Below are 24,148 nucleotides of genomic sequence, written 5' to 3' on the forward strand. Positions count from 1 at the left end.
CCACGATCCTGTGGCCGGAGATGTGATCATGCTGAAAGTCATTGAGGTTCTTGCGGAGTCCGAAACCAGCTGGGAAGCCGCCGCTCGTTCCGCCGTTGAGGAGGCGAGCCAGACCCTGCGCAATGTTCGCTCGATATATATCGAGAACTTCGAAGCGCAGGTCGCCGACGACCAGATCGTCAAATACCGGATCAACGCCAAAATCACCTTCGAACTCGAAGAGCACCGCTGAACTGGCCGCTTCCGGACTCCCGGCGCGAGCCGCCGAAGCCGGCGTCCAGAAACTCGGCGCCAGGCGAAGGAGGCGGGCCGCCACGGACGGCTCCTTCCCGCCGCCGGCTTTCGACTAGTGCCGCGACGTCGGCGCGCTGCTATTGTTCAGGCCGCTTGGGAAGGTCACACGCACAACCAGCCCTGAACGTTTCGATACGAACTCCAGTTCGCCGCCAAGCTGCTTGCTGAGCGCGCGCATCAATCTCAGACCGAGGCCGCCGCCGGAGCGCGGGTCCAGCCCCCCCTTCAAGCCCGGCCCCTCATCGGCGATCTCGACGACCATCGACGTCCCGGCCCGGCGGCCGCGCACTTTGATCTTTCCTGCGCAGCCGTCTTGGTAGGCGTACTTGACGGCGTTGGTGACGGCCTCGGACACTATCTGGGTGACGGGAAGCACCTTGTCGGGCGTCACGCGACAACCCGGCGGGCACTCGACCCCGATCTCTACGCGGCCGGCCAGCAAGGCGGCGAGCGGCGTGCAGGTCGCCTGCAAGTGGCGGGAAAGATCCGCGGTGGCGTCGGCGCCCTGAGCGCTCAGCATTCGATGTAGGCTGGCGACCGCGTCGGTCTGGGTCCTGATGGTCTCCAGCAGCAGGTGCACGGCTTCGGGGGTGACGCTTTCGCGGTCGACCTCCAGCTCCTTCAGCCGCACGAAGGCGGCCAGCATGGCCAGATGATTGGCGATTCGATGATCAGCTTCTCGCCACAGCCGGCAATCGTCGCACGAAGTTGGTTGGTCCATCATCGCCACCTCGTCAGTCAGCCGAGGGGTTCGATCGCCTTCGGCGGCCACGATAGATCGCGCGACGCCGGGGGTTTTGACTTCGGTCAAGTCACCGGCGTGGCCCCGCCTCTGCGCTCAGCGTTCGGGCCAGGGGGCGTGAAGCGCCTTGTCCAGGACGCGCCCTAGCGCAGCATCCGACAGGCCATAGACATCCTCGGCAAGGGCGCCGACGAGAACCAGAAGCGCTTCAAGCTTGTCCCGCAGCATGTCTAGTTCATCTGCAGGGGCGACGACGACGAGCCCTTCCAAATGCTGCTCGGCCACGATGTGACGGGCCTGTCGCGCCAGCTGCTCGACCGCCACCTCCGGCCCTGCTCGCACACATGTTGCGTACCGGCCATCTGACGCCGGCAGCACCAGCCTCCATCGCCCCTTCGAGGCGATCAGAAACAGCAGCTTGTGAATTTGGGACACAGCCCGGTCACGTGGCCGGAAGCGAGGCGCCGCGCCCACGCCTGGTCTGCACTTCACCGAGCGCCGAGCGCATGTGATCGATCAGCGCAGCCCTTGCGGCGTCGGAACGCGCCCCTTCGAGCATGGCGTCGAACTCCAAGAGGAGCGCTGCGCGTTCATTGTGCCAATCCAGCGCGGCGACAGCCGCCGCCGGCAAGCGCGGCTGCCGCTCGGCCTCGCTGCTCGCAGCCCCTCCCTGCAAGACGAAGCCTTCGTCCAGGTCGGGGATGACAAGGGAATGCGGATCAAGGCCCGCCGTCGCCAGCCGCGACCTCAGGCCCTGAAGGGCGTCAGGCTCGCCATGAGCCAGAAAGACCGTGCCCTTCACAGGGCCGCGGGCTTTCACCCACCCGACCAAGCCATCGGCGTCGGCGTGCGCCGAATAGATGTCTAGCGACCGGATACGGGCCTGGACCCGAACGTCCTCCCCCTCGATACGCACGCGCGCGGCGCCTTCCTGGAGAAATCTCCCTAGCGTGCCGACAGCCTGATAGCCTGCGAGGAGCACGGTCGCCTGCTTGCGCCACAGGAGACGCTTGAGGTGCTTGCGCACCCGGCCCGCGTCGCACATGCCGCTGGCGGCGAGAATTATGTGCCAGCCCGATAGCCGATCGAGGCCGTCGCTTTCGCCCGGCGCGCGAAGGAACTTGAGCCTGTCGCGTGCATAGAGGCCTTCGAACGGATTGACCCCGGTCGAGCGGTTCCAGCCGCGATGTCGAAACACCTCAGTCGCTTCGATCGCCAAGGGCGAGTCCAAGAAAATGTCTGCCTCGGGCGCCTGGCCGTCCTTCATGATCGTCAGGATGTCGGCGAGGAGCTCCTGCGAGCGCTCGACAGCGAACGCCGGGATCAACAGTGGGCCGCCGGCGGCATGAGCCGCCGCCAGTTCTTCGGCCAGGATGCGACGCCGCTCGGCGGGATCGATCATCGGCCGGCGACGGTCGCCGTAGGTGGATTCCACGATCAGATGATCCACCCCGCTGGGCCCTTCCGGATCTGGGGAATAGTCACGCCCCCCCGGCCCAAGGTCTCCGGAGAACAGCAGCGACACCGGCCCATCGGCGGATTCGACCTTCAGTTCGATGGAGGCTGAACCCAATATGTGCCCTGCCTCCCAGTAGGTCGCGCTGACCCCGGGCATGATCGGAGTCTCCTCCCCCAGCTTCACTCGCTCGAAGAGTTCGAGCGTTCTTACGGCGTCGCGCTCTGTGTAGATTGGCTCGACCGGCGGTCGTCCGCGTCGCTGGTTGCGGCGATTGAGATGCCGCACCTCGCTCTCCTGGATGCCCCCGGCGTCCGGCAACATCACGGCGCAGAGGTCGCGCGTCCCCGCGGTCGCATAGATCGGCCCCTCGAAGCCGGCCTTCATCAGCTTGGGAAGCAGCCCCGAGTGGTCGATATGCGCATGGGTCAGCAGGACGGCGTCGATCGTCGCGGCGTCGAATGGAAACTCGTCGTAGTTGAGGGCCTTCAGCGTCTTGGACCCCTGAAACATCCCGCAATCGACAAGCAGTCTGGCTGCGCCCCCTTCGACCAGTGCGCAGAAGCCGGTCACGCAACCGGCCGCTCCGTGGAACGTCAGCTTGATCCCGTGAGACCCTGGCGCGTCCTTGTTCATGACATTTCCCCCTGGTTGGCCCCTAGGCGCGAGCGGTCCGGCGCGGCAAGCCTAGCCCCGCAAGCGCCGTGGCTGCGCCCGCCAGCACAGCGACCATCCCAGGCCGCCGCGCGGCTTCTCTTCGGGCCTTGGCCGTACAGTCGCGAGAGCACGCGGCTGCATCCTCGACGAACTTCTCGGCGGCATGAGCAAGGCCTGTGGCGCCAGCGGCAGCCGCCTCACCAGCGTCTTCCGTGAAGCGGCCTGCGGCGGTTTGAAGATCCTGCCCAGCGCCCTGCATACTGTCTTCTGCAGCGTGCGCGAGCCGTTGTGGCTTGGACCTGGTCATGGTGCTGCTCCTATCGGCAGCAACCAGAACGCCATGATGCGGACGTCACCGTCTTGACCTCGATCAAACGGGGCCGCCGGTCGCGCCGCACCGCCCAGCCTCCGTAAATATACTTAAGCGACAGTCCTTAAGCACCGATCACGAATATCGCCGTTCGCCCACGAGTCTTAACGATTTGGGTATCGACAGGGAGACCGACGATGCCCGTCCAGGTGTTCAATGAACTTCCCTCTTCGCGATCCATAGACGCCTTTGGCCCCATCGGCGTGCGCATGCACTTCGCCGCCGAGGAAGAAATCTACGCCCAGGAAGAAGACGCAGACCTGATCTATCAGGTGTTGGAAGGCGCCGTCCGAACGAGCCGCCTGCTCAGCGACGGCCGACGCCAGATTGGCGACTTCTACTATCCCGGCGAGTTGTTCGGCATGGAGCCTGGGGACAAGCACAGCTTTTCGGCCGACGCCCTGGGCGATTGCACGATCCTGGCGGCCAAGCGCTCGGCGGTCCGCCACTGCGGCGACCAGCGCGAGAGGCTAGAGGACTTGATCTGGGCGGCCACGGCGCAGGAACTCGCCCGTACCCAAGAGCATCTCTTCGTTCTGGGCCGCAGGGGTGCCTGCGAAAAGGTCGCAAGCTTCCTGATGAGCGCCTCCAAGCGGGCGAAATCTGACCTTACGCCGTTGGCGATGAGCCGACAGGATATCGCCGACTATCTTGGTCTGACGATCGAAACGGTCTCGCGAACCCTCACCCAACTCCAGTCCGACGGCCTCGTGAGATTCGCTGGCTACAGGAACTTCCAGGTGGTTCGACCGGCAGGGCTTTCGCGCCTCGTGGCCGCTTAGCCGAAGAGCAAGGTCGCACGCGCTTCCGCTTCTGCAGCTGAGCTGCGTTCGGGGCTGAGCTCCACGTGACGTGGCGGCTGCGGCCACACGCCTTGGCGAGTGGGACTTTGGCGGGGTCACGCGCAGTCACTGAGAGACCTCGGGGTGGATCGTCTACGCCGGCGGCCGCCTGGAAGCGCCCTTCGAGGGCGAGCGCAAAGAAACGCCCGATCGCCCAGCGTGCAGAAATGGCCAGAACGCCCGCTGGACTCGCATTTTCACACACATGTTTTGGCGCCATATTCGCTCGGTCTCACCGCAGTCGGCGCGCACCTTGATCAATGCCTTGCATTGACGCCTATCGACTGGGGCGATCGAGGAGCTCTGCTAATGCCGGTTGGGCGTTCGGTGTCCCTAAGGCGCGCCAGGACCATCGAGCAGACGACCCTGGTCGGCTTCGCGGTGGCCGTGGCTGGAGCGGCGGTCGGCGGCGTCCTGCAGTGGCTGCTCAGTCCCCACTTCGCAGATCGCTCCTTGGTGATCATCTACACGCCGGCTGTCCTGGCGGCCGCTTTGATCGGCGGCAGCATGCCCGCCTATCTGGCCACCATCCTATGCATCGCCATCAGCTGGGCCTTCCTGCGCCAGGCGACATGGAGCACCGCCAACCTTCTCGACTTGGGCTTCTTCGTGCTGCTCGGGCCGATTCTCGGCATGTTCGGCGACCATGCGCGCCGTCAGAGCCAGGCCGCGCGCGCCAGGGAGGTGCATCTTCAATCGATCCTCGACACCGTGCCCGAGGCCATGATCGTCATCGACGAAGATGGAGTCATCCAATCGTTCAGCGCCGCGGCGGTGCGGTTGTTCGGCTGGGAGCCGTCCGATGCGATCGGGCGCAACGTCAATATGCTGATGCCGACGCCGTTTCGCGAGGAACATGACGGATATCTTGACCGCTACAAGTCGACGGGCGAGCGGCGCATTATCGGCACCGGCCGGATCGTCGTCGGCGAGCGGCGGGACGGGTCCACCTTTCCGATGGAACTGGCCGTCGGCGAGGCGCGGGTGGGACCGGACCGATTCTTTACGGGCTTCGTCCGCGACCTGACCGAGCGCCGGGCTCAAGAACGCCGCCTGCAGGAACTGCAATCGGAGCTGGTCCATGTCTCGCGCCTTTCGGCAATGGGGGAAATGGCCTCCTCGCTGGCCCATGAACTCAACCAGCCGCTTTCGGCCATCGCAAACTACATGAAGGGCTCAGCCACCCTTCTCTCCTCGCCGGGCCTCGACCCCGGGCGCCTCAAGGAGCCGCTCGAGCGCGCCTACGAGCAAGCCCTGCGCGCGGGCGACATCATCAAGCGGCTGCGTGAGTTCGTAGCCCGTGGCGAAACCCAGCACACGCTCGAGGATCCGGTGCGGCTCATGGAAGAGGCCAGCGCCCTGGCCCTCGTCGGGGCACGGGAACAGGGCGTTCGGGTCGACCTGCGCTTCGAGAGGAACGCCGGTCAAGTCGTGGTCGACAAGGTGCAAGTCCAGCAGGTGGCCCTGAACCTGATCCGCAATGCGATCGACGCCATGGAGGGCCATCCACGCCGCCGCCTGACCATCTCCGTGGCGACCGACCCTGAAGATCGGCATTCGGTACGGATTTCGGTCGCCGACACGGGAAGCGGGGTCGATCCCGACGTGCTGGCGCGGCTCTTCCAACCGTTTGTCAGCACCAAGCTCAAAGGCATGGGGGTCGGCTTATCGATCTGCCGAACGATCGTGGAGGCTCACGGGGGAAGAATCTGGGCTGACAGCAACGAGGACGGCGGCGCCACCTTCTGCTTTACTTTGCCCCTGGCGGAATTGGAGACGTCCGATGAACGGTAAGCCGGTCATCGACATCATCGACGACGATGAAGCGATGCGTCACTCCGTTGCATTTCTCCTGGACGTCCAGGGCTTTGAATCCCGGCAGCATGAATCGGCCAACGCCTTCCTGAGCTCGGCTGGAGGACGAGGGGCCGACTGCATCATCACCGACGTGCGCATGCCCGACATGACCGGACTTGAGCTTGTTCGTAAACTCAAGTCCGAGGGCGTCGCCTCGCCGGTGATCGTCATGACCGGTCATGGAGATATCGGCCTAGCCGTCGAGGCGATGAAGGCCGGCGTCATCGACTTCATCGAGAAACCCTTCGCGAACGAGACCCTGATTTCCGCAGTGCAGGAGGCTCTTCGTCGCGGCCATGATCGTCACGACGCCAGGCCCGACGCCGAGCGCCGTTTGGAGACGCTGTCCCCTCGTGAGCGGGACGTGCTGGCTGGCGTCGTCGCCGGCAAGGTGAACAAGGTGATCGCCCATGAACTGGAGATCAGTCCCCGGACCGTCGAGATCTATAGGGCCAACCTGATGGTCAAGACAGGAGCCCGAAACTTCTCTGAACTCATGCGGATCGCGCTGGCCGCCGGCCTCTGAGAGGCTTGCGCCATATCAAATCGGCGCCCGCCGAATCCTCCAAGGTGGTGGTCTTCCCGCTGTTCGGGGGATGGAGATGATCGCCCCGCCCGACCCCCGCCTTGTGCTGATCGCCGATGATGACCGCGAGGTCCTCAACGCGCTGAAGTTCGCCCTGGAATTGGAGGGCTACCAGGTCGGCGCCTTCGAAACCGGAAGAACGCTGCTCGAGGCGGCCAGCGGCGCGCGCGCAGCCTGCCTTGTGATCGACCAGAAGCTGCCCGACACGACCGGCTTGGAGCTCATCATGCGGCTGCGCGCATCGGGTGTCGCTACGCCGTCCGTCTTGATCACCACCAACCTGCCGACGCATCTGAGGATCCGGGCGACGACCTTGGCCATACCGATCGTCGAGAAGCCGCTGCTGACAGACGCCTTGTTCGCGACCATCCGCGAGCTGATCGGCGGGCCGATGCTGGGCTGACCATCTAGTGCGACACCAGTAGCGGGCACGGGGGATCGGCGATGAACTCGCGGCTAACCCCGCCAAGGAGTTGTTCGGACAGGCGCGAACGTCCGTAGAGTCCGATGATCAGCAGATCGCATCCCCACTCGCTCGCATGGCGGCGAAGGACTTCGGCCGCAAGCCCTTCGCCGGCGGCGTCGACGAAGGTGTCGACGCGCCGGTCCCAACGCGAGAGCCGAAATCTCAAGTCCGCCAGATCGTCGAAGTCGATCTCGGGACGTACGATCGCCAAGGCGACCTCGTCCGCCGCCAGGATGATCGGCCAAGCGTCGCGCCATGCGCGGGCGCTCTCGCGCGTGCCGTTCCAGCAGATCATCACCCGGCGCGCAATGGAGGTCGCCGGGTCGGTCTGCGAAATCACCACGAGCGGCCGGCCACAGGCTAGCCCCAGCCGGCCAGCGTCGAAGTCCACGTCGCCGCCCATGTGTCCACGGGACGGCGCGATCACCAGATCGCTCAGCCGCGCACGCTCGACCAATCGCCCAAAAGTATCGACCGCGACCCAGTCGACGCCGGTCCCGGCCCGGCCAGCGCGTTCCATGAGGCCGGCGCGAACTCGCGCCTCGGCGTCTTCCGCGGTCGAGCGCTGCGCCGTGATCATTTGGCGAAGAAGGTCATCCGACATCCACCCGCCTTCGACGCCATAGGGCCGGGGCAAGACGGGGCGCAAGAACGCGCCGGTGAGTTGCGCCCTCAGGCGTCGCGCCAAGGCCAACGACCTCGCATGGTAGGCGTCGGCCGGCCCATCGCCCGCCACCATCAGCAAGTCCGCCAACTCGCCCATCTCAGTGCGAGACCAGCAATGGCGTGGGCGGAGCGTCGAGAAACGCGCGGCTCACGCCCCCTAGCACCCATTCGCTCACCCGCGGACGGCCGTAGAGCCCCATGACAACGAGATCAGCTCGGCGCGCGTCCACGTGACCGCGTAGGATTTCGGCGGCGGACAGGTCCTCGTGACGCTCGACGATGATCGGCGCTTTGCAGCCATGACGCGCCAGATGCTCGGCGAGGGCGGCATCGGCGCCCTCCTCGCCCGCGGGGCGCACCATGACCACGGTCACTTCCTGCGCCGCCTCGAGGAAGGGCCAGGCGTCGTGCAGCGCGCGAGCCGCCTCGCGAGTGTTCTTCCATGCCACGAGAATCCGTTTGGGCGGTTCGGTCCAGCCGCCCCCCTCGGGAACGACGAGCACCGGGCCGCCACAGGCGAGCCCCAAGGTGGCGGCCTCGATCATGCGTCCTCCCAGGCTGGTGAGCGCGCACGGCGGGAAGACCACAAGATCGGTGCGGCGCGCCGCTCGGATAAGCTCGCTGTCGCCGCCGCCATCGATCTGAAGCCACTCGAACGATGTGGAGGCGGAGTCGGCCGCGCGCCGAAGCACCTGTTCGGCCGCCTCGACAGCGTGCTTGGCGGTCCGGTCATGCTGCGTCTTCAGCGCCTCCGCGGCCGATCGAGGCAAGTAGGCCAGCCTTTCCGCAGCGAAGACGTCGCTCGGATAGGGGGTATGCAAATAGATGCCCGTCAGTGCGGCGTCCCACTTTCGGGCCAGCACCGCAGCCAGCTCGCAACGTGCCGCCGACGTCCCACGCTCATCGACTTGGACAAGGATGTCGCGAATGCTCATGACGCAGCTCCGTCTGGTGCGCCTTCAGACTGCGCGGTTCCAGTGCGGCTCCATTGATCGTGATCAAAGGCGAGATAGAAGCTCGGCCTCAGGCAAATGCCGCGTCCGGATGGCCGAGGCGCCGCGAAGCCTCACGGGCCAAGAGCGGCCATCCCCCCGCCAGAAGTGATGCCGGAACAAACGCCCAAAGCGCTCCCGTCGGCATCGCGATGCGCAGGATTTCGGCCAAGGTGGGGGTCGCGTAGGCGACGGCCAATCCGGCCCCCGCGATCGCGCATATGCCCCAGAAGACGAGGCGGGACCTATGGAAGGGACCAGCTGCGCCCGTGGCGGCCGTCGCATAGGCCAGCGACAGGTTGGCCAGCACCAGCCCCCCGAATGCTGCGCCCCGCGCCATGGCTTCGCCGAAGTCGGCAAGGGCCAGCCCGTAGGTCAGCAGCACCGTCGCCAGGATCAACGTTCCCTGCAGGCCAGCCATCAACACCTGACGCCGCCCGAATAACGGTTCGGCGATCGTCCGCGGCGGCCGCCGCATCGCATCGGGGTCGCTCGGTTCGGCCTCGAACCCCAGGGAGCAGATGGGATCAATAAGCAGCTCAAGGAGTACGACATGCATCGGCAGCAGCAATGGCGGCCACCCCAACATCAATGGCGCGAGGGCCAGGCCGGCTACTGGGACGTGGATCGCGGTAATGTAGCCCAGCGCCTTGCGCAGATTGACGAAGATCCGCCGCCCAAGTTTCACGCCCCCAACGATCGAGGCGAAACTGTCGTCCAGCAGAACGATATCGGCGGCCTCCCGCGCCACCGCTGAACCCCGTCGGCCCATCGCCACCCCGACATGCGCAGCTTCCAGCGCCGGTGCATCGTTGACGCCGTCGCCCGTCATGACCACCACTTCGCCATTCGCCTTCAGAGCCTCGACAAGGCGAAGCTTCTCGCTCGGCGGCACACGGGCGAAGATGCGGACGGTCCGAACTTGCGCGCGCAGTTGGTCTGGCGACATCGCCTGGATCTGCCTGCCCAGCAGGACGCCAGGCTTTGTGTCGATCCCGGCCTGGCGCGCAATTTCCAGGGCGGTAGCCGGATAGTCGCCTGTGATCATCGCGACTTTGACGCCCGCATTTCGCGCCTCCGCCAACGCTGCAGGCGCGTCGGCGCGCAGAGGGTCAAGAAATCCGAGCAGGCCGAGAAACTCGAACGGCCAAAGCGCCGGATCATGGGCCGACCGGGCGGCGACCGCGGCTGTGGCCACCCCCAACACCCGCATTCCGCGTTCGGCCAGCGACTGAACCGCAAAACTCAGCTCCGCGCGACGGGCTTCGTCGAGCTCGCACATGTCGAAGATCGCTTCGGGCGCGCCCTTCGCCGCGGCGTTCAGTCCATCCGCGGACTCCCATAGCTGGATGACCGCCAGCCGCTCCGGCCGCAGCGGCCACGAGCCTACCAGGCGAGCGGCCTCGCCCGGCGCGGACAAGGCGAGCACGGCTCGGTCCATCGGATCGATAGACTGCCGGCTTGAGGCGCGAGCGGCCGACACGAGCAGCGCCCTTACGGAATCTGACGCGCCGGCGTCCTCCGCCGGCAAATCTCGTCCATCGACCCAAAGTCTCGCGAGGGTCATCTGATTGGCGGTCAGGGTGCCGGTCTTGTCGACGCACAGCATGCTGGCCGCACCAAGCGTCTCGATCGCAGCCGTGCGCCGGACCAGGACCTGTCGTCGCGCCAGACGCCAGGCGCCAAGCGCGAAGAAGATCGCCAGCACCATGGGGAACTCTTCGGGGATCAGCGCGATGGCGACTGTGATCCCGGCGAGCACCCCCGCCACCCAGTCACCCTCTCTGAGGGCGTAGACGAGCGCCACCACAACGCAAAAGCCGATGGCGAGGGCTCCGAGCCAGCCCACGAGCCGTCGCGTCTTCATCTGTAGCGGGCTGGGCGTTTCTTCGATGCGGGCCAGGTCCGCGCCAATCTGGCCAAGCGCCGTCTGCCCGCCCGTCCGCAGCACTTCCGCCGTTCCCGCGCCCCGGAGAACCAGGGCGCCGGCTTGCAGCAGGCTCGCCTCGTCGTCCGAAGACTTCTCGCCTGATCGACGCGGGCGACGTGCCACGGAAGCGGCTTCCCCCGTCAGCACGGACTCATCAAGGTCGAGCACATCGCCTTCGATCAGCCATGCGTCGGCGGCCAGCCGCTCCCCCTCCCCCACCAGCATCAAGTCCCCAGGAACCACCTCCCGCTCCGGAATTCGCCGCTCGGTTCCGCCGCGCAACACTCGCACGCTGGGGGCGGCGAGGGCTTTCAAGGCCGCCAGAGCGCGTTCGCTCCGAGCCTCCTGGAACACGACCAGACCGATGGAAAGCGCGGCGCCTGCCGCCAGGAAGAGCCCTTCGCCGAGGTCCCCCAGCAGGAGGTATAGAGCGGCGGCCAGAAGCAGCAGACCGAACATCGGCTCACGCAACGCCTCGATCGCGATGCTCAACCAAGTCCGTCTCGGGCCGGCGGGCGGCTCGTTGGCGCCAAAGGTCGCCAACCGACGCGCCGCTTCGGCGTCATCCAATCCCGGTCCGAGGACGGTCTCCTGCATCGGCCGCGCCTAGCGACGCGTCGTCCCGCCTGCGGTTCGATGGCTCCGCGAGCCTGGTCGGCTTGCCCGCGCGGCCTCCGCAGACGCGACGGTCGCCAAAGTACGGCCAAGACTTTGCGGATTGACGCTGAGGCTGTCGACGCCAAGACGGGTCAGAAATTCGGCGATCTCCGAATAGGTCGCCGGCGCCTCGCCGCACACGCCGATCGGGCGGCCGACGCGATGAGCTCCCTCGACCGCCTGTCGAAGCATCTCCAGCACGCCAGGATCGCGCTCATCGAAGTCGAAGGCGACGATGTCGGAATCACGGTCAACGCCTAGTACGAGCTGCGTGAGATCGTTCGATCCGATCGATAGACCATCGAACAGCGACGCGAAGGCGCCGATCTGGACCACATTGTTCGGAATCTCGCACATCATATAGATCTCGAGCCCGTCATGGCCTCGCGCCAATCCGTGCGCGGCCATCGCCTCGAGCACGGCTTTCGCCTCTTCCACGCGCCGGCAGAACGGGACCATCACCTTAAGATTGCGCAGGCCCATGGCGCCGCGCACCCGCGCCAGGGCTTCGCACTCGAGGGCGAAGCCGTCAGCGTAGAGCGGATGGGCGTAGCGCGCCGCGCCGCGAAACCCGATCATTGGGTTTTCTTCCTTCGGCTCGAAGTCGCGCCCGCCGAGCAACCGTGCGTACTCGTTGGTCTTGAAGTCCGACAAGCGGACGATGACGGGGCGTGGATGGAAGGCGGCGGCGATCAGCGCCACCCCCTCCGAAAGTGAGCGGACGAAGAAGTCGTGAACCGAGGCGTCGGCGCGCGCCCGACGGACAATGGCGCCGCGCTTGCCAAGCGCCACCCTGTCTGGATGCGCCACGGCCATGGGGTGGACGCCAATCTGCTGGCTGATGATGAATTCCAACCGGGCAAGGCCGACGCCTCCACTTGGAAGCTGCGCGGCGCGTAGGGCGAGATCAGGTTGCGCTATGTTGAGCATCACAGGCGTTTCGGTGCGCGGGAGCGCTTCGAACGAAAGCCTCTCGATCTTGTAGGGGAGCTCTCCGTCGTAGACGCGCCCCTCGGCGCCTTCGGCGCAACAGACCGTCACCATTTGCCCATTTGCGAGCAGGCTCGTCGCGTCGCCGGCGCCCACGACGGCCGGAAGGCCAAGTTCGCGAGCAACGATTGCGGCATGGCAGGTGCGCCCCCCGCGGTCGGTCACCACCCCCGCCGCGCTCTTCATCACAGGTTCCCAATCTGGACTGGTGGCCTCAGCGACGAGCACCTCCCCGGCTTTGAAAGCGGCAAGGTCAGCCGTGCTGCGGATCACCCTGACAGGCCCAGATGCGATCTGCTCGCCGACAGCGCGGCCACACACCAGCGCCACGCCCTTTCGCGCCAGATGAAAGCTCTCCAGCTCATCGGCCTTACGGCGCGAGGCCACCGTTTCGGGCCGCGCCTGGACGATGAAGAGCCGCCCCTCGGGATCCCGCGCCCACTCGACATCCATCGGGGTGGGGCGCCCCGCACGCTCGGAATAGTGAGACTCGATGCGGATCGAGGCGCCCGCAAGCGCCAGCACATCCTGGTCGGCGATGCAGTAGCGGCGCCTTTCCGACATCGAGGTCGAGGAGGTCCGCACCGCCCCGCCGCCCCGACCATGTCTCCAACTGTAGCGAAGCTGCTTTGCGCCCAGGCGGCGGCTTAGAACCGCGCGAACCCCGTCTCGATAGGTAGGCTTATGGACATAGAATTCGTCCGGATCCACGCGGCCCTGCACCACGCCCTCCCCCAGGCCATACGAAGCCGACACCAGCACCACGTCACGAAAGCCGCTGTCGGGGTCGAGGGTGAAGATCACTCCGCTGACCTGTTCGTCGGCGTTCACCATCTGCATGACCGCCACGGAAAGGGCGACTTTGAAATGGTCGAACCCGAGGTTTTCCCGGTAGACCACCGCCCGATCGGTGAACAACGACGCGAAGCAAAGACGGCAGGCCTCGACGACAGCCTCCGCGCTTCGGACATGCAGGAAGCTGTCGTGCTGCCCCGCAAAACTGGCGTTTGGCAAGTCCTCGGCGGTCGCAGAGCTCCGCACAGCAACGCTCAAACCCTGGCCATACCGCTGTTCCAATCCCCGATAGGCTCGCTTGATTTCCTCCGCCAGCGCAGCCTCGGCCGTCGCCTCGTAGACGATCTCCCGGGCTCGCGCGGCGGTCCGCGCCAGAGCCTCGACGTCGGTGACATCAAGGTCTCGGAACAGAGCTTGAAGTTCACCCCAGCGCGGCGAACTTGAGACAGCCTGTCGGTAGGCGTCCGCTGTGACGGCAAAGCCATCGGGGGTCCGTACCGGCCCGTCTGACAACAGCTGGCGCAGTTCGCCAAGCGATGCGGTCTTGCCTCCGACGAGCGGAAGGTCGTCGAGCGCCAGGTCATCGAAGGCGCGGATATATCGGAAGCTGGAGGTCATCGCCCGCACTCCATGTCAATGGTCTGACGATGAGCGCGGCGCGGCGCCCAGCATTGAGCGCGATCAATCCAAGTGTGCGCCGATTGACTCAGATCACATGACGCCACGATCGGCTGCGGCATCCTTCGTGTGGATGCAGCCTCGATAGGTGCGACAATGACCATTTCCGTTGACGACCAAGAACTTCGACGGGCTGTCGAAGAAGAGCTGGAACACGAGCCCGGCGTCGACGCCGCGTCGATCGGCGTCGCCGCTCGTCAGGGTGTGGTGACCCTCACCGGCCACGTCCCATCGCTCAATCACAAGCGACTGGCAGAAGCCCGAACCCAGCGGATCAGGGGCGTGCGTGCGGTCGTGCTGGAACTGGACGTGCACTTGCCTGAGAAGGAGGCGAAATCCGATGAGGCGATCGCCGAACGGGCCTCCGAAGCTCTGGCGTGGCACGCCTCGCCGAGGTTGCGGAATGTGAAGGTCACGGTCAGCGAGGGGACTGTCATCCTTCGGGGCCTGGTCGACTGGCAATATGAGCGTCAGGCGGCCGAACGGCTGGTCGCCCAGCTCGCGGGCGTCAAGGGCGTGAGAAACGAAATGCGCCTAGATCCAAAGCTGGCGGCCGAAGATGTCGGCAAGGTCATCGCCCGCGCTCTGCACCGAAATGCCGAGATCGAGCGATCTCGTATTCACATTCAGGTCGAAGGCTCGAAGGTCACCTTGAGCGGCACGGCCCATACTTGGCATGAGCAACATGTGGCCGAGCAGGCGGCGTGGTCGACCACCGGTGTCACTGAAGTCCAGAACAACATCGAGATCGGCGCCTGAAGGTCGGTTCGCCTGCCTGGAGCGGCCACGCCCATCAGGCGAAATCGACAGCCCCCAGCAACATCGAGATGCGGCCGTCCGCCCAGAGCGGCAGCAGGAGCCGTGCGTAACCCTGAGGACTGGCGCGCCCATAGTAAGTCGGAGCAGCGGCCTCGCGGGCGGCGGCGCATTGCGCACTCAAGAATTCGAACGGCGTGACCGGTGAGGCCTCGTCGAGAAAGAGGCCAGTCCAGCCATCGCACTTGATGTCATCGCCGATGAGGTCGAAGCGAAATCGCTCTGGACGCGAGAAGGCGCTTATCAGGAAGAGGCGGCGCGCCAAATCTGGCAGGTCGGCGAGATTTACGTCGTCTGCGAAGGGCATATCGGCGCTCCCGCGCAGTAGACCGCGCCAATAGGCCAGCACACGCGCCAGATCGGGAGGAAGGTCGGACGGGACCGCAAAGGGGGACTGGGTCTTCATCGGAGCTTGAGCCGCCATCGACTTGGATGGGCGCAGATTGCGTGACCAGCGTTGCCCGACCTTGATCTCGATCAAGCACCCCGCCGCCCCAATGATCGAGGCTGGCCGGGCCAAATCGAGGACATCGCGATGCCGTTCGTCGTCACCCTGGCCATGAATCCCGCTGTCGACCTCAGCGCATCGACCGCCCGGGTCGAACCTACCCACAAGCTGCGCTGCCGCTCGTCGCGGCGTGATCCTGGCGGCGGCGGCGTGAACGTGGCGCGGGTCATTCACCGTTTTGGAGTCCCCACGCTCGCCGTCTACCCAGCCGGAGGCCTCGTCGGACAACTGCTCGACCGGCTGATGGCCGACGAGTTCGTCCGCACGCATCCCATCGCGATCGCCGAGGAGACCCGAGAAGACTTCACGGTGTTTGATGAGGGCTCTGGCGAGCAATATCGGTTCGTCCTTCCGGGCCCGCGCCTTCGAGGGCCCGAGTGGATGGAGTGCTTGGGCGCCCTGGCGAATCTGAGCTCTCGCCCCGACATCATTTGCGCCAGCGGCAGCCTGCCGCCGGGCGTGCCCGACGACTTCTACGCACGCCTCGCAGACGTCGCCGGCAATTGCGGCGCACGCTTCGTTCTCGACACCTCCGGTGCTCCGTTGCGCGCAGCGCTCGAAACCAGGGTCGATCTCATTAAGCCCAACTTGCGCGAACTACGGGAAATCTCCGGCGAGGCGCTCGACAGCGACCACGCGCTGATCGCCACGTGCCGCAGGCTCATCGAGCATCGCCGCGTCGCCGCCGTCGCCGTCACCCTCGGCGCGGAGGGGGCCATGCTGGTGACTGGAAATGGAGCCTGGCGCGCGGCGGCGCTGCCCGTCCATCCGGTCAGCTCGGTCGGCGCCGGCGACAGCTTTCTCGGCGCGATGGTGTGGGCCATGGCGACGGGCCGATCGGACCTGGAAGCCTTCCGCTTCGGCGTCGCCGGAGGAGCCGCCGCCGTGCGCGCTTCAGGCACGGAACTTTGCCATCCCAAGGACGTCCACCGTCTTGTGAGCGACGTGCAGATCATGGAGGCGGCGCTTCCGCGGCCGGCGGCGTGAGCGCGGTGGAAAGGGCCAGCGGCGCCAGCATCGGCAGCGCCGGCCTCCTCGTCTATCGGCGGCGCCTTGCCGGCCTTCAAGTCCTCCTGGTGCATCCCGGCGGCCCTTTCTGGCGCGGGAAGGACCTCCGCGCCTGGTCGTTTCCGAAGGGCCGTATCGGGCCAGGTGAAGAACCGTTGGCGGCCGCCAGGCGTGAGTTCAGAGAGGAGACTGCCCTAGAGGTCGATGGCCCCTTCCTTCCGCTTACGCCGGTCAAGCGCTCGGGGGGCGGTCTGACGTTCTGTTGGATGGCCGAGGCCGATCTCGATTTGGGCAAGGCCCGTAGCAACACCTTCGAGCTCATGGATCGCCGGGGGACACCGCGCCCCCTGCCCGAGATCGACGCCTATGAGTATTGCGGCGCGGAGGTCGCACTGGCGCGGATCCACAAGAGCCTGCTGCCGGTCCTAAATGAAGCCTGGAGGCGCCTGAGCGTCGAGCCTGGCCCGCCGGTCAGTGGGACATGAAGACCGGCACGCTCGGTTCGGTGAGCAGGCTCTGCGTAGCGCCGCCAAGCACGAATTCCCGAACTCTGGAGTGTCCGAAAGCTCCCATGACCAGAAGGTCGGCGCCGGTCGCCACGGCATGGTCGTTGATCACGCGGCCGATGTCGGGATCGGTCTTCACGACCTCTTGAGGGACCGCAGCGACGCCGCAGGCCGCAAGATGTCGCACCAGTTCGCCAAGCGCGCCCTTGGCTGCCGAGGGCTTGTCGCCCGTCACGGCGAGGAGCGACACTTCCTCAGCGCGACGCAGCAGCGGCATCGCGTCCGCAACTGCGCGCGCGGCGGCCCGCCCGCCATCCCAAGCGACGACAATTCGCTCAATGCGCGGATGGACCGGCATGCGTTGGCCATGCGCGAACAACACCACCGGCCGACCGGACCCGAAGATGAGCGCTTCGGCAAGTCCGCCCGGGACCGTGGCGAACGCCTCGATGGGCAAGATCGTCAAGCTGCGCGTGCGCGCCATCCGGGTAAGGTGATCGATCATTGTGTGAAGCTCAGCGTGGACGATCGTGGTCGTCGTCGACAGACCAAACGTCTCCGCGGCGCTCTCGAAGCCCTGCATCACCGATTGCGCATGGCGCAGGCTCTTGGCCTCTTCGTCTCGCGCCAGATCGGTGAGGTGCAGGAGCATCTCGGCGAGTTGATTGCTCTTGAGAGGTATCTTGATGTGTCCCGCCACAGCGCAGGCGGAGGCTCCGAGGGCGGCCGTCAGCCGCGCGGCCTCGCTGATCACAGCTGGCGGGGTTGGTTCGGGGTAGCTGCTAAAGCAGACCATCAGATCATCGTACGCCACGGCATAGCCCCTTCACGACATGCGGCGTGTTCGGCCCTCTGGCTGAACCAAGCCGCTCTGTCGGCGACGATGGGCGGTCGCAGGAACGCAGGCCTTGATCGGGGTCAATTGAGCCCGAGCTTAGGCGCCGCTAGCTCAGCAAATGCCGCAGCCCCAGGGCCGCGCCGTGAACGCCCAATGCGATGACCAGGACAGCGAGCGCCAAAAGCCCGTATCCGACAAGCACCACGAGTCCGTCCCTGCGCGACACGCCAAGGGCGAACACGCCCAGCGCAGCAGCGGGCGCCAGGTTTGCGAACGGTATGGGCAGCACCAGAACCAACGCGATCAGGGTGCACGCGACGCCGACCGCCCGGACGCCAAGTCCGCTCGCCAGAAAGGTCAATCGGGGACGCACAAACGTCTCCATGCGCTCGATGAGCGGCAGCAGCCGATGGATGACCTTCGCCAGATCGGCGTGCTTGACGGACTGGCGACGCAGCCCCCGAGGCAGCCAAAGGCGGCGCCGTCCGAGCACGATCTGCGGAGCCACGAACAGCAGCGGCAATGACAGGACCATGGAGAAGCCAGGCGGGAGCGGGACCAGGATCGGCAGCACAAGGAGCAGGAGCACCGGTCCCGCCCCGCCTTCCTCCTCGACGCCGGCCAGGATCTCCCCCAATGCGACGCGCTCGCCGCGACTATCCAGCAGACGCCGCAAAGCGACCGCGAGGGATTGCGTATGCTGCTCCATGGATCGGACTAAGGGCCGCACTCGACCGGTCGAACTGTCGCCGTTGGCGGCGGCTCATTCATAGAAGCGCTCGAAGGCCGGCGTCGTCGACAACCGCGACGCGCCATCGGCGTTTGACCTGCGTCAAGATCGGCGTGAGCCAACTGGTGTTCGCTCCACACGGGCCGGGAACTTCCGGCCGCCTTCTGGAGCAACAGCATGCCTGGTCAGCGACACATTTTACTAGTGGCCGCGTTGGCTTTGATCGCCAGCGCCTGTCAGCGTGAGGACGCCAAGCCCACACAAAGGACCAAGGCGGTCGCCTCCTCCGAAACCCGACTCTGGCGGATAGAAGTGGTGCAGATCGGCCAGCCCGCGAGCCAAGTCGAGCTTTGCGCTGATCACGCGATCGAGGCCTCGTTTCGCCGCCCTACGCCGTCTGTTGCAGGTCGCGAGTGCGTGCGCGTCGACGCGCCGGTCGAGACGGCCACCACCTATTCTGTGAAATGTCGCACCGACGACCAGCTCTATCGCGTCGGCTCGTCGATCACCGGCGACCCGACCAGCGACTTCACCGTCGAAATGGCCGTCAGCCGCCAGGACAAGAAGGGCCCGAGCTTCGAGCAGGTGCGACGCTACACGCAGATCGGCCCCTGCCCTGCGGGTTGGAAGATCGGCGACTCCGCCGCTCCGGGCCAGACGCAGGTCGTCAATACCCTGTCCGGCGAGAAGCGCAGCGTCGTCAAGTAGCTGACGACGACAGCGAACGCCCGAACGCGTCGCGACGTCCCCAGCAACCGGGCACGGACAGAAGTTCGAGGCGCCCGATCGGGCCCGGCACTGCCGGGTTGACGATCAGTTGCCCGTTCATGGCCTCCAGCCCCAGCATCGCCCGTATCAGCAGCAACGGCGTGCCGGAGGCCCAGGCTTGGGGGCTGCAGGCGGTGGGATATTCGACCGGATAGCTGGTCGCCTCGCGCGCATAGCCCGCGAACGCCTCTGGAAGCCTGCAATTGAACAGCTGAGCGGCCTCCAGCATGGCGTAGCCAATGCGCATGGCTTCGGCGTCGTAGCCGTAGCGTCGCAGCCCCCAGACAATCAGCGAGTTGTCGTGCGGCCAGACCGTGCCGACGTGGTAGCCGATCGGGTTATAGGAGCCAGCCGACTTAGCCATGGTGCGGACGCCCCAACCCGAAAACAGGGCGTCGTCCATAAGGTGAGCCACGCATGACCTGGCCTTCTCTTCATCGGCGATGCCGCTCCAGAGCAGATGGCCGATGTTCGATGTCAGCGAGTCGATCTTGCGCTTGGCTCGGTCTAGCCCCAGCGCAAAGAACCCCTGCTCCGGCAGCCAGAAGTCCTCGTTGAACCGTCTCTTGAGATCGCCGGCCTGCGCCTCCAGTTCATCGGCAAGCGAGGGGTCGTTCCAGAGCTCGCGGGCCAGCCGCGCCATGCGGCGCTTGGCGTCGTAGACGTAGCCCTGCAGTTCGCAGGTGGCGCGCGGCGTCTCGGCGAGCGTCCCGTCCGCGAAGGCGATCGAGTCTCCTGAGTCCTTCCAACACTGGTTTTCCAGGCCATCAGGGTTCCGGCGCTCGTACTCGACATAGCCGTCATTGTCCCGGTCGCCATACTCGTCGATCCAGGCCAGGGCGGCGCGGGCTTCGCCCTCAAGGGACCGAACCAGCTCCACATCGCCGGTCCATCGGGCATATTCCTCCAGCAGGATCAGGAACAGGGGCGTGGCGTCGGCGGTGCCGTAATAGGGCGAGTGCGGGGTATCCTCGAAGGCTGTCCGCTCACCGAAGCGGAGTTCATGCGGGATCTTTCCCGGCTCGGCGTCGCGAAAGGGATCGTCCGACCGCGACTGCAACATGGCCAGGGTCCGCAGGGTGGTGGCCGCCAGCTCGGGCAAGAACGGCAGGCACTGGAAGCTGGTGATCAGGCTGTCACGGCCGAAGATGGTCATAAACCATGGCAGGCCTGCTGCGGGCATCGAGGCAAGAATGATGGGCGCTCGAAACCGGAGCGCCGCAAGATCTGTCAGGCTTCGTTGGTAGATCCGCTCCAGCGGCTCCCAGGTGGTGGAGAGTTTCGGGGCGGCGCCCAGCCATTGGCGGAGACTTTCGGTCAGATCTGGCCGCATGCCGCCATCGGCGACCGATTGCCCATCCGGCGCCGCAACCGGCGTCTCGTGGCGCCGCTCCGCCGAAACCGTAAAGTCCGCCTGCCAGATGGATTGACCGTCGAGCCGCACCGAGAACTCAAATCCGCTCTCGTCAGTCTCGGCGGCGACACTGCACGTGACCACGGTCTCACGCTGGAAGGCCTCGCGCCGGTACCCCAGCACAATGTTCGCCCCCTCGACCCTGCGAGACAGTTCGCCCTTTTTGGCCAGTTTGTCCTTAACTTCGAACAGGTCCGCGAAGTCAGCGCCGACGTCGATCCTCACCTTGAGTTCAACCGGCTCGCGGCCGTGATTGGCCAGCACCAGACGCTCCTGAAAGCCCTCGCTGATGCACCTCTGGCGGACCACTGACAGGTGAGAGTCGATATAGACAGCGCCAGTCGCGAGGGCCAGGAAGTGCTGGACGCGGTAGTAGGCCGTGTCATCGACCGAGAGCAGCGTCGGGCGCTGACCATTGATCGTCAGCACCCAGCGCGACAGGTAGCGGGTGTCGTTGAGGAACAGCCCGTGGTGTTCGGTCGGACTGGCCTCGATATCGCCCTGCCGATTGCTGACCACGAACCTGTTGCCGTCCAGGATGCTGACCGTGTCAGGCATGAGGTGACCTCCCCGGCGCCAATCCGGTCCACGGCGACCCGGCTCTGAGACCGAAAAAGATCCGAACCACCAGGCCCGCGTCGCCCTCGACCTGAACCCGGTTTTGCAGCCTTGCCACGAAGGCCTGAATTTCGCCCCCGAGGAGACCGACGAGGGTCTCCAAGGTGTCTGCGGAAACGATCGCGTCTGCTGGACCTGGAGGACCGATCTCGGCCTCGCCTCGTGCGACGTTCAGGACGCCGATCTCCTTGTCGGCGACCTTGAGCCTGACCTTTCCGGAAAGACCTGACAGGCCCGGCCCCGGGCCGCGGCGCGCGCTCCAATCGGCCGGGACGACCTCTGTCGCGGGTGCAATCGGCTTGGGCATCGGATGGATCCGAATTTTGCTACGCCCACTGTCTGCACCCACTGGATCGGGAGATGAAAGTCCGGTTCTTCACCGAGACTAAGGGTCATCCCATCGGTACGTATTCGCGAGGAATCGAGACCCGACGTCACTTCGGCCTCTGCGCCGCCCCGCCCCGTCGATTGCCGCTCCGCCCCTCCCCCACGCGAGCGCCCACCGACTGCGCTCACCGACTGCGCTCACCTCCGAAGCGGCGAGCTGGCTCGGCGCGCAATATCGGCGTCAAGGCGCAGGAGATATCGGGTGCATAGCTCACACGTCACGCGCTCGCGGTCATCAGTCCAGTCTGCGTCCCGCGCAACGCATAGGGCACGCGAACTTGGCTCTCCCCATCGACCGCCACAGCGCACCCGCATGTGAACCTTGGTCTTGTAATGACGACGGGTCACTGCACTTGCGATCCCTGCCTGCCCGCCTCACCCTGCTCCCGAACGGGCGCGCGCAAGCCGCTCACCCCTAGTCGGGCGCCATGTCGCAAGCCGGCTGCGGCCCCATTCGAGCCGCTTGGGATCAGCTCAACCACCTGACAGGGGTAGGCGCTTGCGAACACGGACTCCAGAAAGTCCGCACCGCTCAGATCATGGCTGGCCGCGACCACATCCCCATAGTCCCGAACCGTATCGGCAAGGTCGTCGGCGAGCAGGTCGTCAGGCAGGCACATCGTGCGGCGCCGATCATCCTGCTGCGCCAGCATCTGATCCGCCGCTCCCGATACGTATCCCAGGCAGAACGACCGTGTCTCGGGATCCGCCTGTTCGTCGGCGGAGCACATCGCCACGATCTCTGCAGCATCGACAAACCCCCGGTATTCCTGGGGCGCAGCCGGCGACGCAGCAGCAAGCACGCCGATGGGCATCAGTACCTTGGCGCCGATCAACAGGGAAAGCAGGAAGGGCATGTGCGGGGCTCTTCTGGCCGTCACCCGACCCGATTTCGGGCGGGCCTCATCATCACGCCTCCGGGCGTCTCCGACTTGCGCAGGATCAAACAGGAGGGTGTCACGTCCTCCCGACGGACGAACCGACTTCTGAGCAGACCCGCCATTGGCGGACCGGGGGCCCCTAAGGTCGCCGTCTTCGCGCCGCCGCCTCCCAGGCTGCGCGGGTTTCCCTTACCTTGAGCGTGAAGGTCGGCCCATAGAGCCGGTAGCAGGAGAAGACGACTTCGGTGTTCCTGGGCAGACGCTCGACAATGGCCTCCAAGCCGGGCGTCACATCCGTCCGCTCGATCAGCCGCCCATCGTCGGCGTCGCACCGCAGGGGAGCGTCATCAAGCCTCGCCAGATGGGGGCAAAGGTCCCGAGCCCGATCGGCGCAGGCCCTATGCATCGGCGGCACGTTGCAAGCGTAAAGCTCGCCGCCTTCGCGCAGCGCCACGAAGCCGCCGGAGGCCGTCGCGAAGATGTATCTGTCAGGCCCTGAGGTCCTTCCTCCGCAGACGTGGCAGAGGAAGTCGGCCATCGCCCGGCGCTGCCGCGTCAGATGCATCATCGCGAAGATCGGATCCCCGATCCCCGGGGCCTGCCGCTGGTCGAGCTCGATCCGTCCGGGAAAGTCTCGGGACGGCTGCAGCCGAAACCCCTGCTCCCCGCTCCAAGCGACGGACCAGGGGGCGTCCTCGGGCCTGCGCTTCATGGAGCCCCAACCGTCGCGCCCGGACCGGCGCAACGCCTTTCGACAGAACTGTGGCGCCGCGCGCTAACTACCACAATATCAAAGGTTTACTCGCGCGCCCGCATTCCGCTTTCGGGGTTCTGGGATGTAAAACCCTAGCGTGCGCTCGCACGTCCTGGAGAGCTGTCTCGACCGGATGGCCTGCGCGGATATCCAAGCCGAAGGGCCAAGGGCGGCGGCGCGCGTCTCGAGCACGTTCTCAACACCCCCGCCGCCGCGCATCGACGAGGGGGACGCCGGATTGAAATGGCTATCTCGGCGTCGTCGGAGCGGCCGGGCTATGCATCCTTGCGGCGCAGTCCCGGTGCATTTTCTCTATTTCGGCTGCGGTCAACGGCGTGCCGTTCGGCCAAGTCATCGGCCCCATCCGGTCGTGTCCATGGCCGTTGGGCGGCCTTCCCTCCATGTGTCGCCCCATCAGGGCCCTGCACATTTCAGGCGTAGGCGCAGTGTCGGTCCGCTCGGCCTTCGGCGGCGCAACTTGAGGCGCGCGATCCTGCTGGGCGAAGGCCGGTCCGGCGAGAGACGCGGCGGAAACGAGAACAAATATGACCTTGCGCATGGCGGCTTCTCCAAATCCAAGCGCATTCGGCCGAGACCGGCAGGCCCGCGCATTGCGCTGAATCAAAGCTCTCCGAGCGCCGATGGCCGCGCTCAACCACCGATAGGACTCACCAAGACGGAAGGCCTTGGCGAGACTCGAATGCAACGAGAGCGACCCGGATCATCTCCCCGCCCCATGACGCGCCCGTGGACCGCGCGCGGCCGCCGGCTGCGTGGAGCGCTGTGGTTTCCAAATGTCGGAAGGGTTGGTGCGGGCGGTCGGGCTCGAACCGACACTCCTTTCGGAACCGGATTTTGAGTCCGGCGCGTCTACCAGTTTCACCACGCCCGCACGCGTGAGGGCGATCCGTTTAACAAGCCTACCAGGCGAACGCCAGAGGA

23 protein-coding genes and 1 tRNA gene are annotated in these 24,148 nt (G+C 65.9%); 9 read left to right on the top strand and 15 right to left on the bottom strand.

Annotated features, from left to right (window positions below; all coding sequences use genetic code 11):
- Positions 1-28: 28 nt before the first annotated feature.
- Positions 29-232 (top strand): dodecin family protein, encoded by a 204-nt coding sequence (locus ACSQ2H_RS17180; protein ID WP_436062601.1) that lies wholly within the window; start codon positions 29-31, stop codon positions 230-232.
- Positions 233-346: 114 nt separating this feature from the next.
- Here ACSQ2H_RS17180 and ACSQ2H_RS17185 read toward each other — a convergent pair whose 3' ends face one another.
- From ACSQ2H_RS17185 to ACSQ2H_RS17195, 3 genes are read right to left on the bottom strand one after another with little or no spacing between them, the layout of a single operon-like run.
- Positions 347-1,105, bottom strand: a complete 759-nt coding sequence (locus ACSQ2H_RS17185) for a sensor histidine kinase (protein WP_436062602.1) — start codon at positions 1,103-1,105, stop codon at positions 347-349.
- A 27-nt stretch (positions 1,106-1,132) separates the two neighbouring features.
- Positions 1,133-1,471: a hypothetical protein gene (locus ACSQ2H_RS17190; RefSeq protein WP_436062603.1), complete on the bottom strand. Its 339-nt coding sequence runs from the start codon at positions 1,469-1,471 to the stop codon at positions 1,133-1,135.
- A gap of 7 nt (positions 1,472-1,478) precedes the next feature.
- Entirely contained in the window at positions 1,479-3,128 is a 1,650-nt protein-coding gene (locus tag ACSQ2H_RS17195) for an MBL fold metallo-hydrolase RNA specificity domain-containing protein (RefSeq protein ID WP_436062604.1), read from the bottom strand.
- A 528-nt stretch (positions 3,129-3,656) separates the two neighbouring features.
- On the opposite strand from ACSQ2H_RS17195, the gene ACSQ2H_RS17200 reads away from it, so the two are divergent.
- The 4 genes from ACSQ2H_RS17200 to ACSQ2H_RS17215 all read left to right on the top strand — a co-directional run bounded on the left by ACSQ2H_RS17200 (position 3,657) and on the right by ACSQ2H_RS17215 (position 7,207).
- The gene (locus ACSQ2H_RS17200; protein WP_436062605.1) at positions 3,657-4,301 is read left to right on the top strand and encodes a helix-turn-helix domain-containing protein; all 645 of its coding nucleotides are present in this window, start codon (positions 3,657-3,659) and stop codon (positions 4,299-4,301) included.
- A gap of 369 nt (positions 4,302-4,670) precedes the next feature.
- Positions 4,671-6,155 carry a sensor histidine kinase gene (locus ACSQ2H_RS17205; RefSeq protein WP_436062606.1) on the top strand — a complete coding sequence of 495 codons (1,485 nt, stop codon included), beginning with the start codon at positions 4,671-4,673 and terminating at the stop codon, positions 6,153-6,155.
- A complete protein-coding gene (gene fixJ / locus ACSQ2H_RS17210) occupies positions 6,145-6,744 on the top strand; it encodes a response regulator FixJ (protein ID WP_436062607.1) in 600 nt (199 codons plus the stop codon). The genes ACSQ2H_RS17205 and fixJ overlap by 11 nt, the downstream gene beginning before the upstream one ends.
- 76 nt (positions 6,745-6,820) lie before the next feature.
- Positions 6,821-7,207 (top strand): response regulator, encoded by a 387-nt coding sequence (locus ACSQ2H_RS17215; RefSeq protein WP_436062608.1) that lies wholly within the window; start codon positions 6,821-6,823, stop codon positions 7,205-7,207.
- Positions 7,208-7,211: 4 nt separating this feature from the next.
- On the opposite strand, the gene ACSQ2H_RS17220 is transcribed toward ACSQ2H_RS17215, so the two are convergent.
- From ACSQ2H_RS17220 to ppsA, 4 genes are all read right to left on the bottom strand, one after another.
- Positions 7,212-7,958, bottom strand: a complete 747-nt coding sequence (locus ACSQ2H_RS17220) for a universal stress protein (RefSeq protein WP_436062609.1) — start codon at positions 7,956-7,958, stop codon at positions 7,212-7,214.
- A gap of 76 nt (positions 7,959-8,034) precedes the next feature.
- Positions 8,035-8,871, bottom strand: coding sequence for a universal stress protein (locus ACSQ2H_RS17225; protein ID WP_436062610.1), 837 nt, complete (start codon positions 8,869-8,871; stop codon positions 8,035-8,037).
- Positions 8,872-8,959: 88 nt separating this feature from the next.
- Positions 8,960-11,455, bottom strand: coding sequence for a cation-translocating P-type ATPase (locus tag ACSQ2H_RS17230; protein WP_436062611.1), 2,496 nt, complete (start codon positions 11,453-11,455; stop codon positions 8,960-8,962).
- Positions 11,456-11,464: 9 nt separating this feature from the next.
- Positions 11,465-13,918 (bottom strand): phosphoenolpyruvate synthase, encoded by a 2,454-nt coding sequence (ppsA, locus tag ACSQ2H_RS17235; RefSeq protein ID WP_436062612.1) that lies wholly within the window; start codon positions 13,916-13,918, stop codon positions 11,465-11,467.
- Positions 13,919-14,074: 156 nt separating this feature from the next.
- Between ppsA and ACSQ2H_RS17240 the strand changes: the two genes are divergently transcribed.
- Positions 14,075-14,737, top strand: coding sequence for a BON domain-containing protein (locus ACSQ2H_RS17240; protein WP_436062613.1), 663 nt, complete (start codon positions 14,075-14,077; stop codon positions 14,735-14,737).
- Between the two features lie 34 nt (positions 14,738-14,771).
- Here ACSQ2H_RS17240 and ACSQ2H_RS17245 read toward each other — a convergent pair whose 3' ends face one another.
- Complete coding sequence (locus tag ACSQ2H_RS17245; RefSeq protein ID WP_436062614.1) at positions 14,772-15,275, bottom strand: hypothetical protein; 504 nt, start codon at positions 15,273-15,275, stop codon at positions 14,772-14,774.
- Positions 15,276-15,329: 54 nt separating this feature from the next.
- Between ACSQ2H_RS17245 and ACSQ2H_RS17250 the strand changes: the two genes are divergently transcribed.
- Together ACSQ2H_RS17250 and ACSQ2H_RS17255 are read left to right on the top strand one after the other, a co-directional pair.
- Entirely contained in the window at positions 15,330-16,289 is a 960-nt protein-coding gene (locus ACSQ2H_RS17250; protein ID WP_436062615.1) for a 1-phosphofructokinase family hexose kinase, read from the top strand.
- Positions 16,286-16,795 carry an NUDIX domain-containing protein gene (locus ACSQ2H_RS17255; RefSeq protein WP_436062616.1) on the top strand — a complete coding sequence of 170 codons (510 nt, stop codon included), beginning with the start codon at positions 16,286-16,288 and terminating at the stop codon, positions 16,793-16,795. The genes ACSQ2H_RS17250 and ACSQ2H_RS17255 overlap by 4 nt, the downstream gene beginning before the upstream one ends.
- Here ACSQ2H_RS17255 and ACSQ2H_RS17260 read toward each other — a convergent pair.
- Positions 16,782-17,630 carry a universal stress protein gene (locus tag ACSQ2H_RS17260; RefSeq protein WP_436062617.1) on the bottom strand — a complete coding sequence of 283 codons (849 nt, stop codon included), beginning with the start codon at positions 17,628-17,630 and terminating at the stop codon, positions 16,782-16,784. The two genes, ACSQ2H_RS17255 and ACSQ2H_RS17260, sit on opposite strands and share 14 nt — an antisense overlap.
- Positions 17,631-17,760: 130 nt before the next feature.
- Positions 17,761-18,363 carry an exopolysaccharide biosynthesis protein gene (locus tag ACSQ2H_RS17265; protein WP_436062618.1) on the bottom strand — a complete coding sequence of 201 codons (603 nt, stop codon included), beginning with the start codon at positions 18,361-18,363 and terminating at the stop codon, positions 17,761-17,763.
- A 438-nt stretch (positions 18,364-18,801) separates the two neighbouring features.
- Between ACSQ2H_RS17265 and ACSQ2H_RS17270 the strand changes: the two genes are divergently transcribed.
- Positions 18,802-19,092 carry a hypothetical protein gene (locus tag ACSQ2H_RS17270; protein ID WP_436062619.1) on the top strand — a complete coding sequence of 97 codons (291 nt, stop codon included), beginning with the start codon at positions 18,802-18,804 and terminating at the stop codon, positions 19,090-19,092.
- On the opposite strand, the gene ACSQ2H_RS17275 is transcribed toward ACSQ2H_RS17270, so the two are convergent.
- The 5 genes from ACSQ2H_RS17275 to ACSQ2H_RS17295 form a co-directional block, all read right to left on the bottom strand.
- On the bottom strand, positions 19,085-21,124 hold the full coding sequence (locus ACSQ2H_RS17275; RefSeq protein ID WP_436062620.1) for an amylo-alpha-1,6-glucosidase: 2,040 nt from the start codon (positions 21,122-21,124) through the stop codon (positions 19,085-19,087). The genes ACSQ2H_RS17270 and ACSQ2H_RS17275 overlap by 8 nt on opposite strands.
- Positions 21,117-21,491 carry a hypothetical protein gene (locus tag ACSQ2H_RS17280; RefSeq protein WP_436062621.1) on the bottom strand — a complete coding sequence of 125 codons (375 nt, stop codon included), beginning with the start codon at positions 21,489-21,491 and terminating at the stop codon, positions 21,117-21,119. Before ACSQ2H_RS17280 ends, ACSQ2H_RS17275 begins: the two co-directional genes overlap by 8 nt.
- 424 nt (positions 21,492-21,915) lie before the next feature.
- A complete protein-coding gene (locus tag ACSQ2H_RS17285) occupies positions 21,916-22,428 on the bottom strand; it encodes a Rap1a/Tai family immunity protein (protein ID WP_436062622.1) in 513 nt (170 codons plus the stop codon).
- A gap of 163 nt (positions 22,429-22,591) precedes the next feature.
- The gene (locus tag ACSQ2H_RS17290; protein ID WP_436062623.1) at positions 22,592-23,164 is read right to left on the bottom strand and encodes a hypothetical protein; all 573 of its coding nucleotides are present in this window, start codon (positions 23,162-23,164) and stop codon (positions 22,592-22,594) included.
- A gap of 849 nt (positions 23,165-24,013) precedes the next feature.
- A tRNA-Leu gene (locus ACSQ2H_RS17295) sits at positions 24,014-24,098 on the bottom strand.
- Positions 24,099-24,148 lie beyond the last annotated feature (50 nt).

This window comes from Phenylobacterium sp. LjRoot97, assembly GCF_964254345.1.
Lineage (GTDB): Bacteria > Pseudomonadota > Alphaproteobacteria > Caulobacterales > Caulobacteraceae > Phenylobacterium.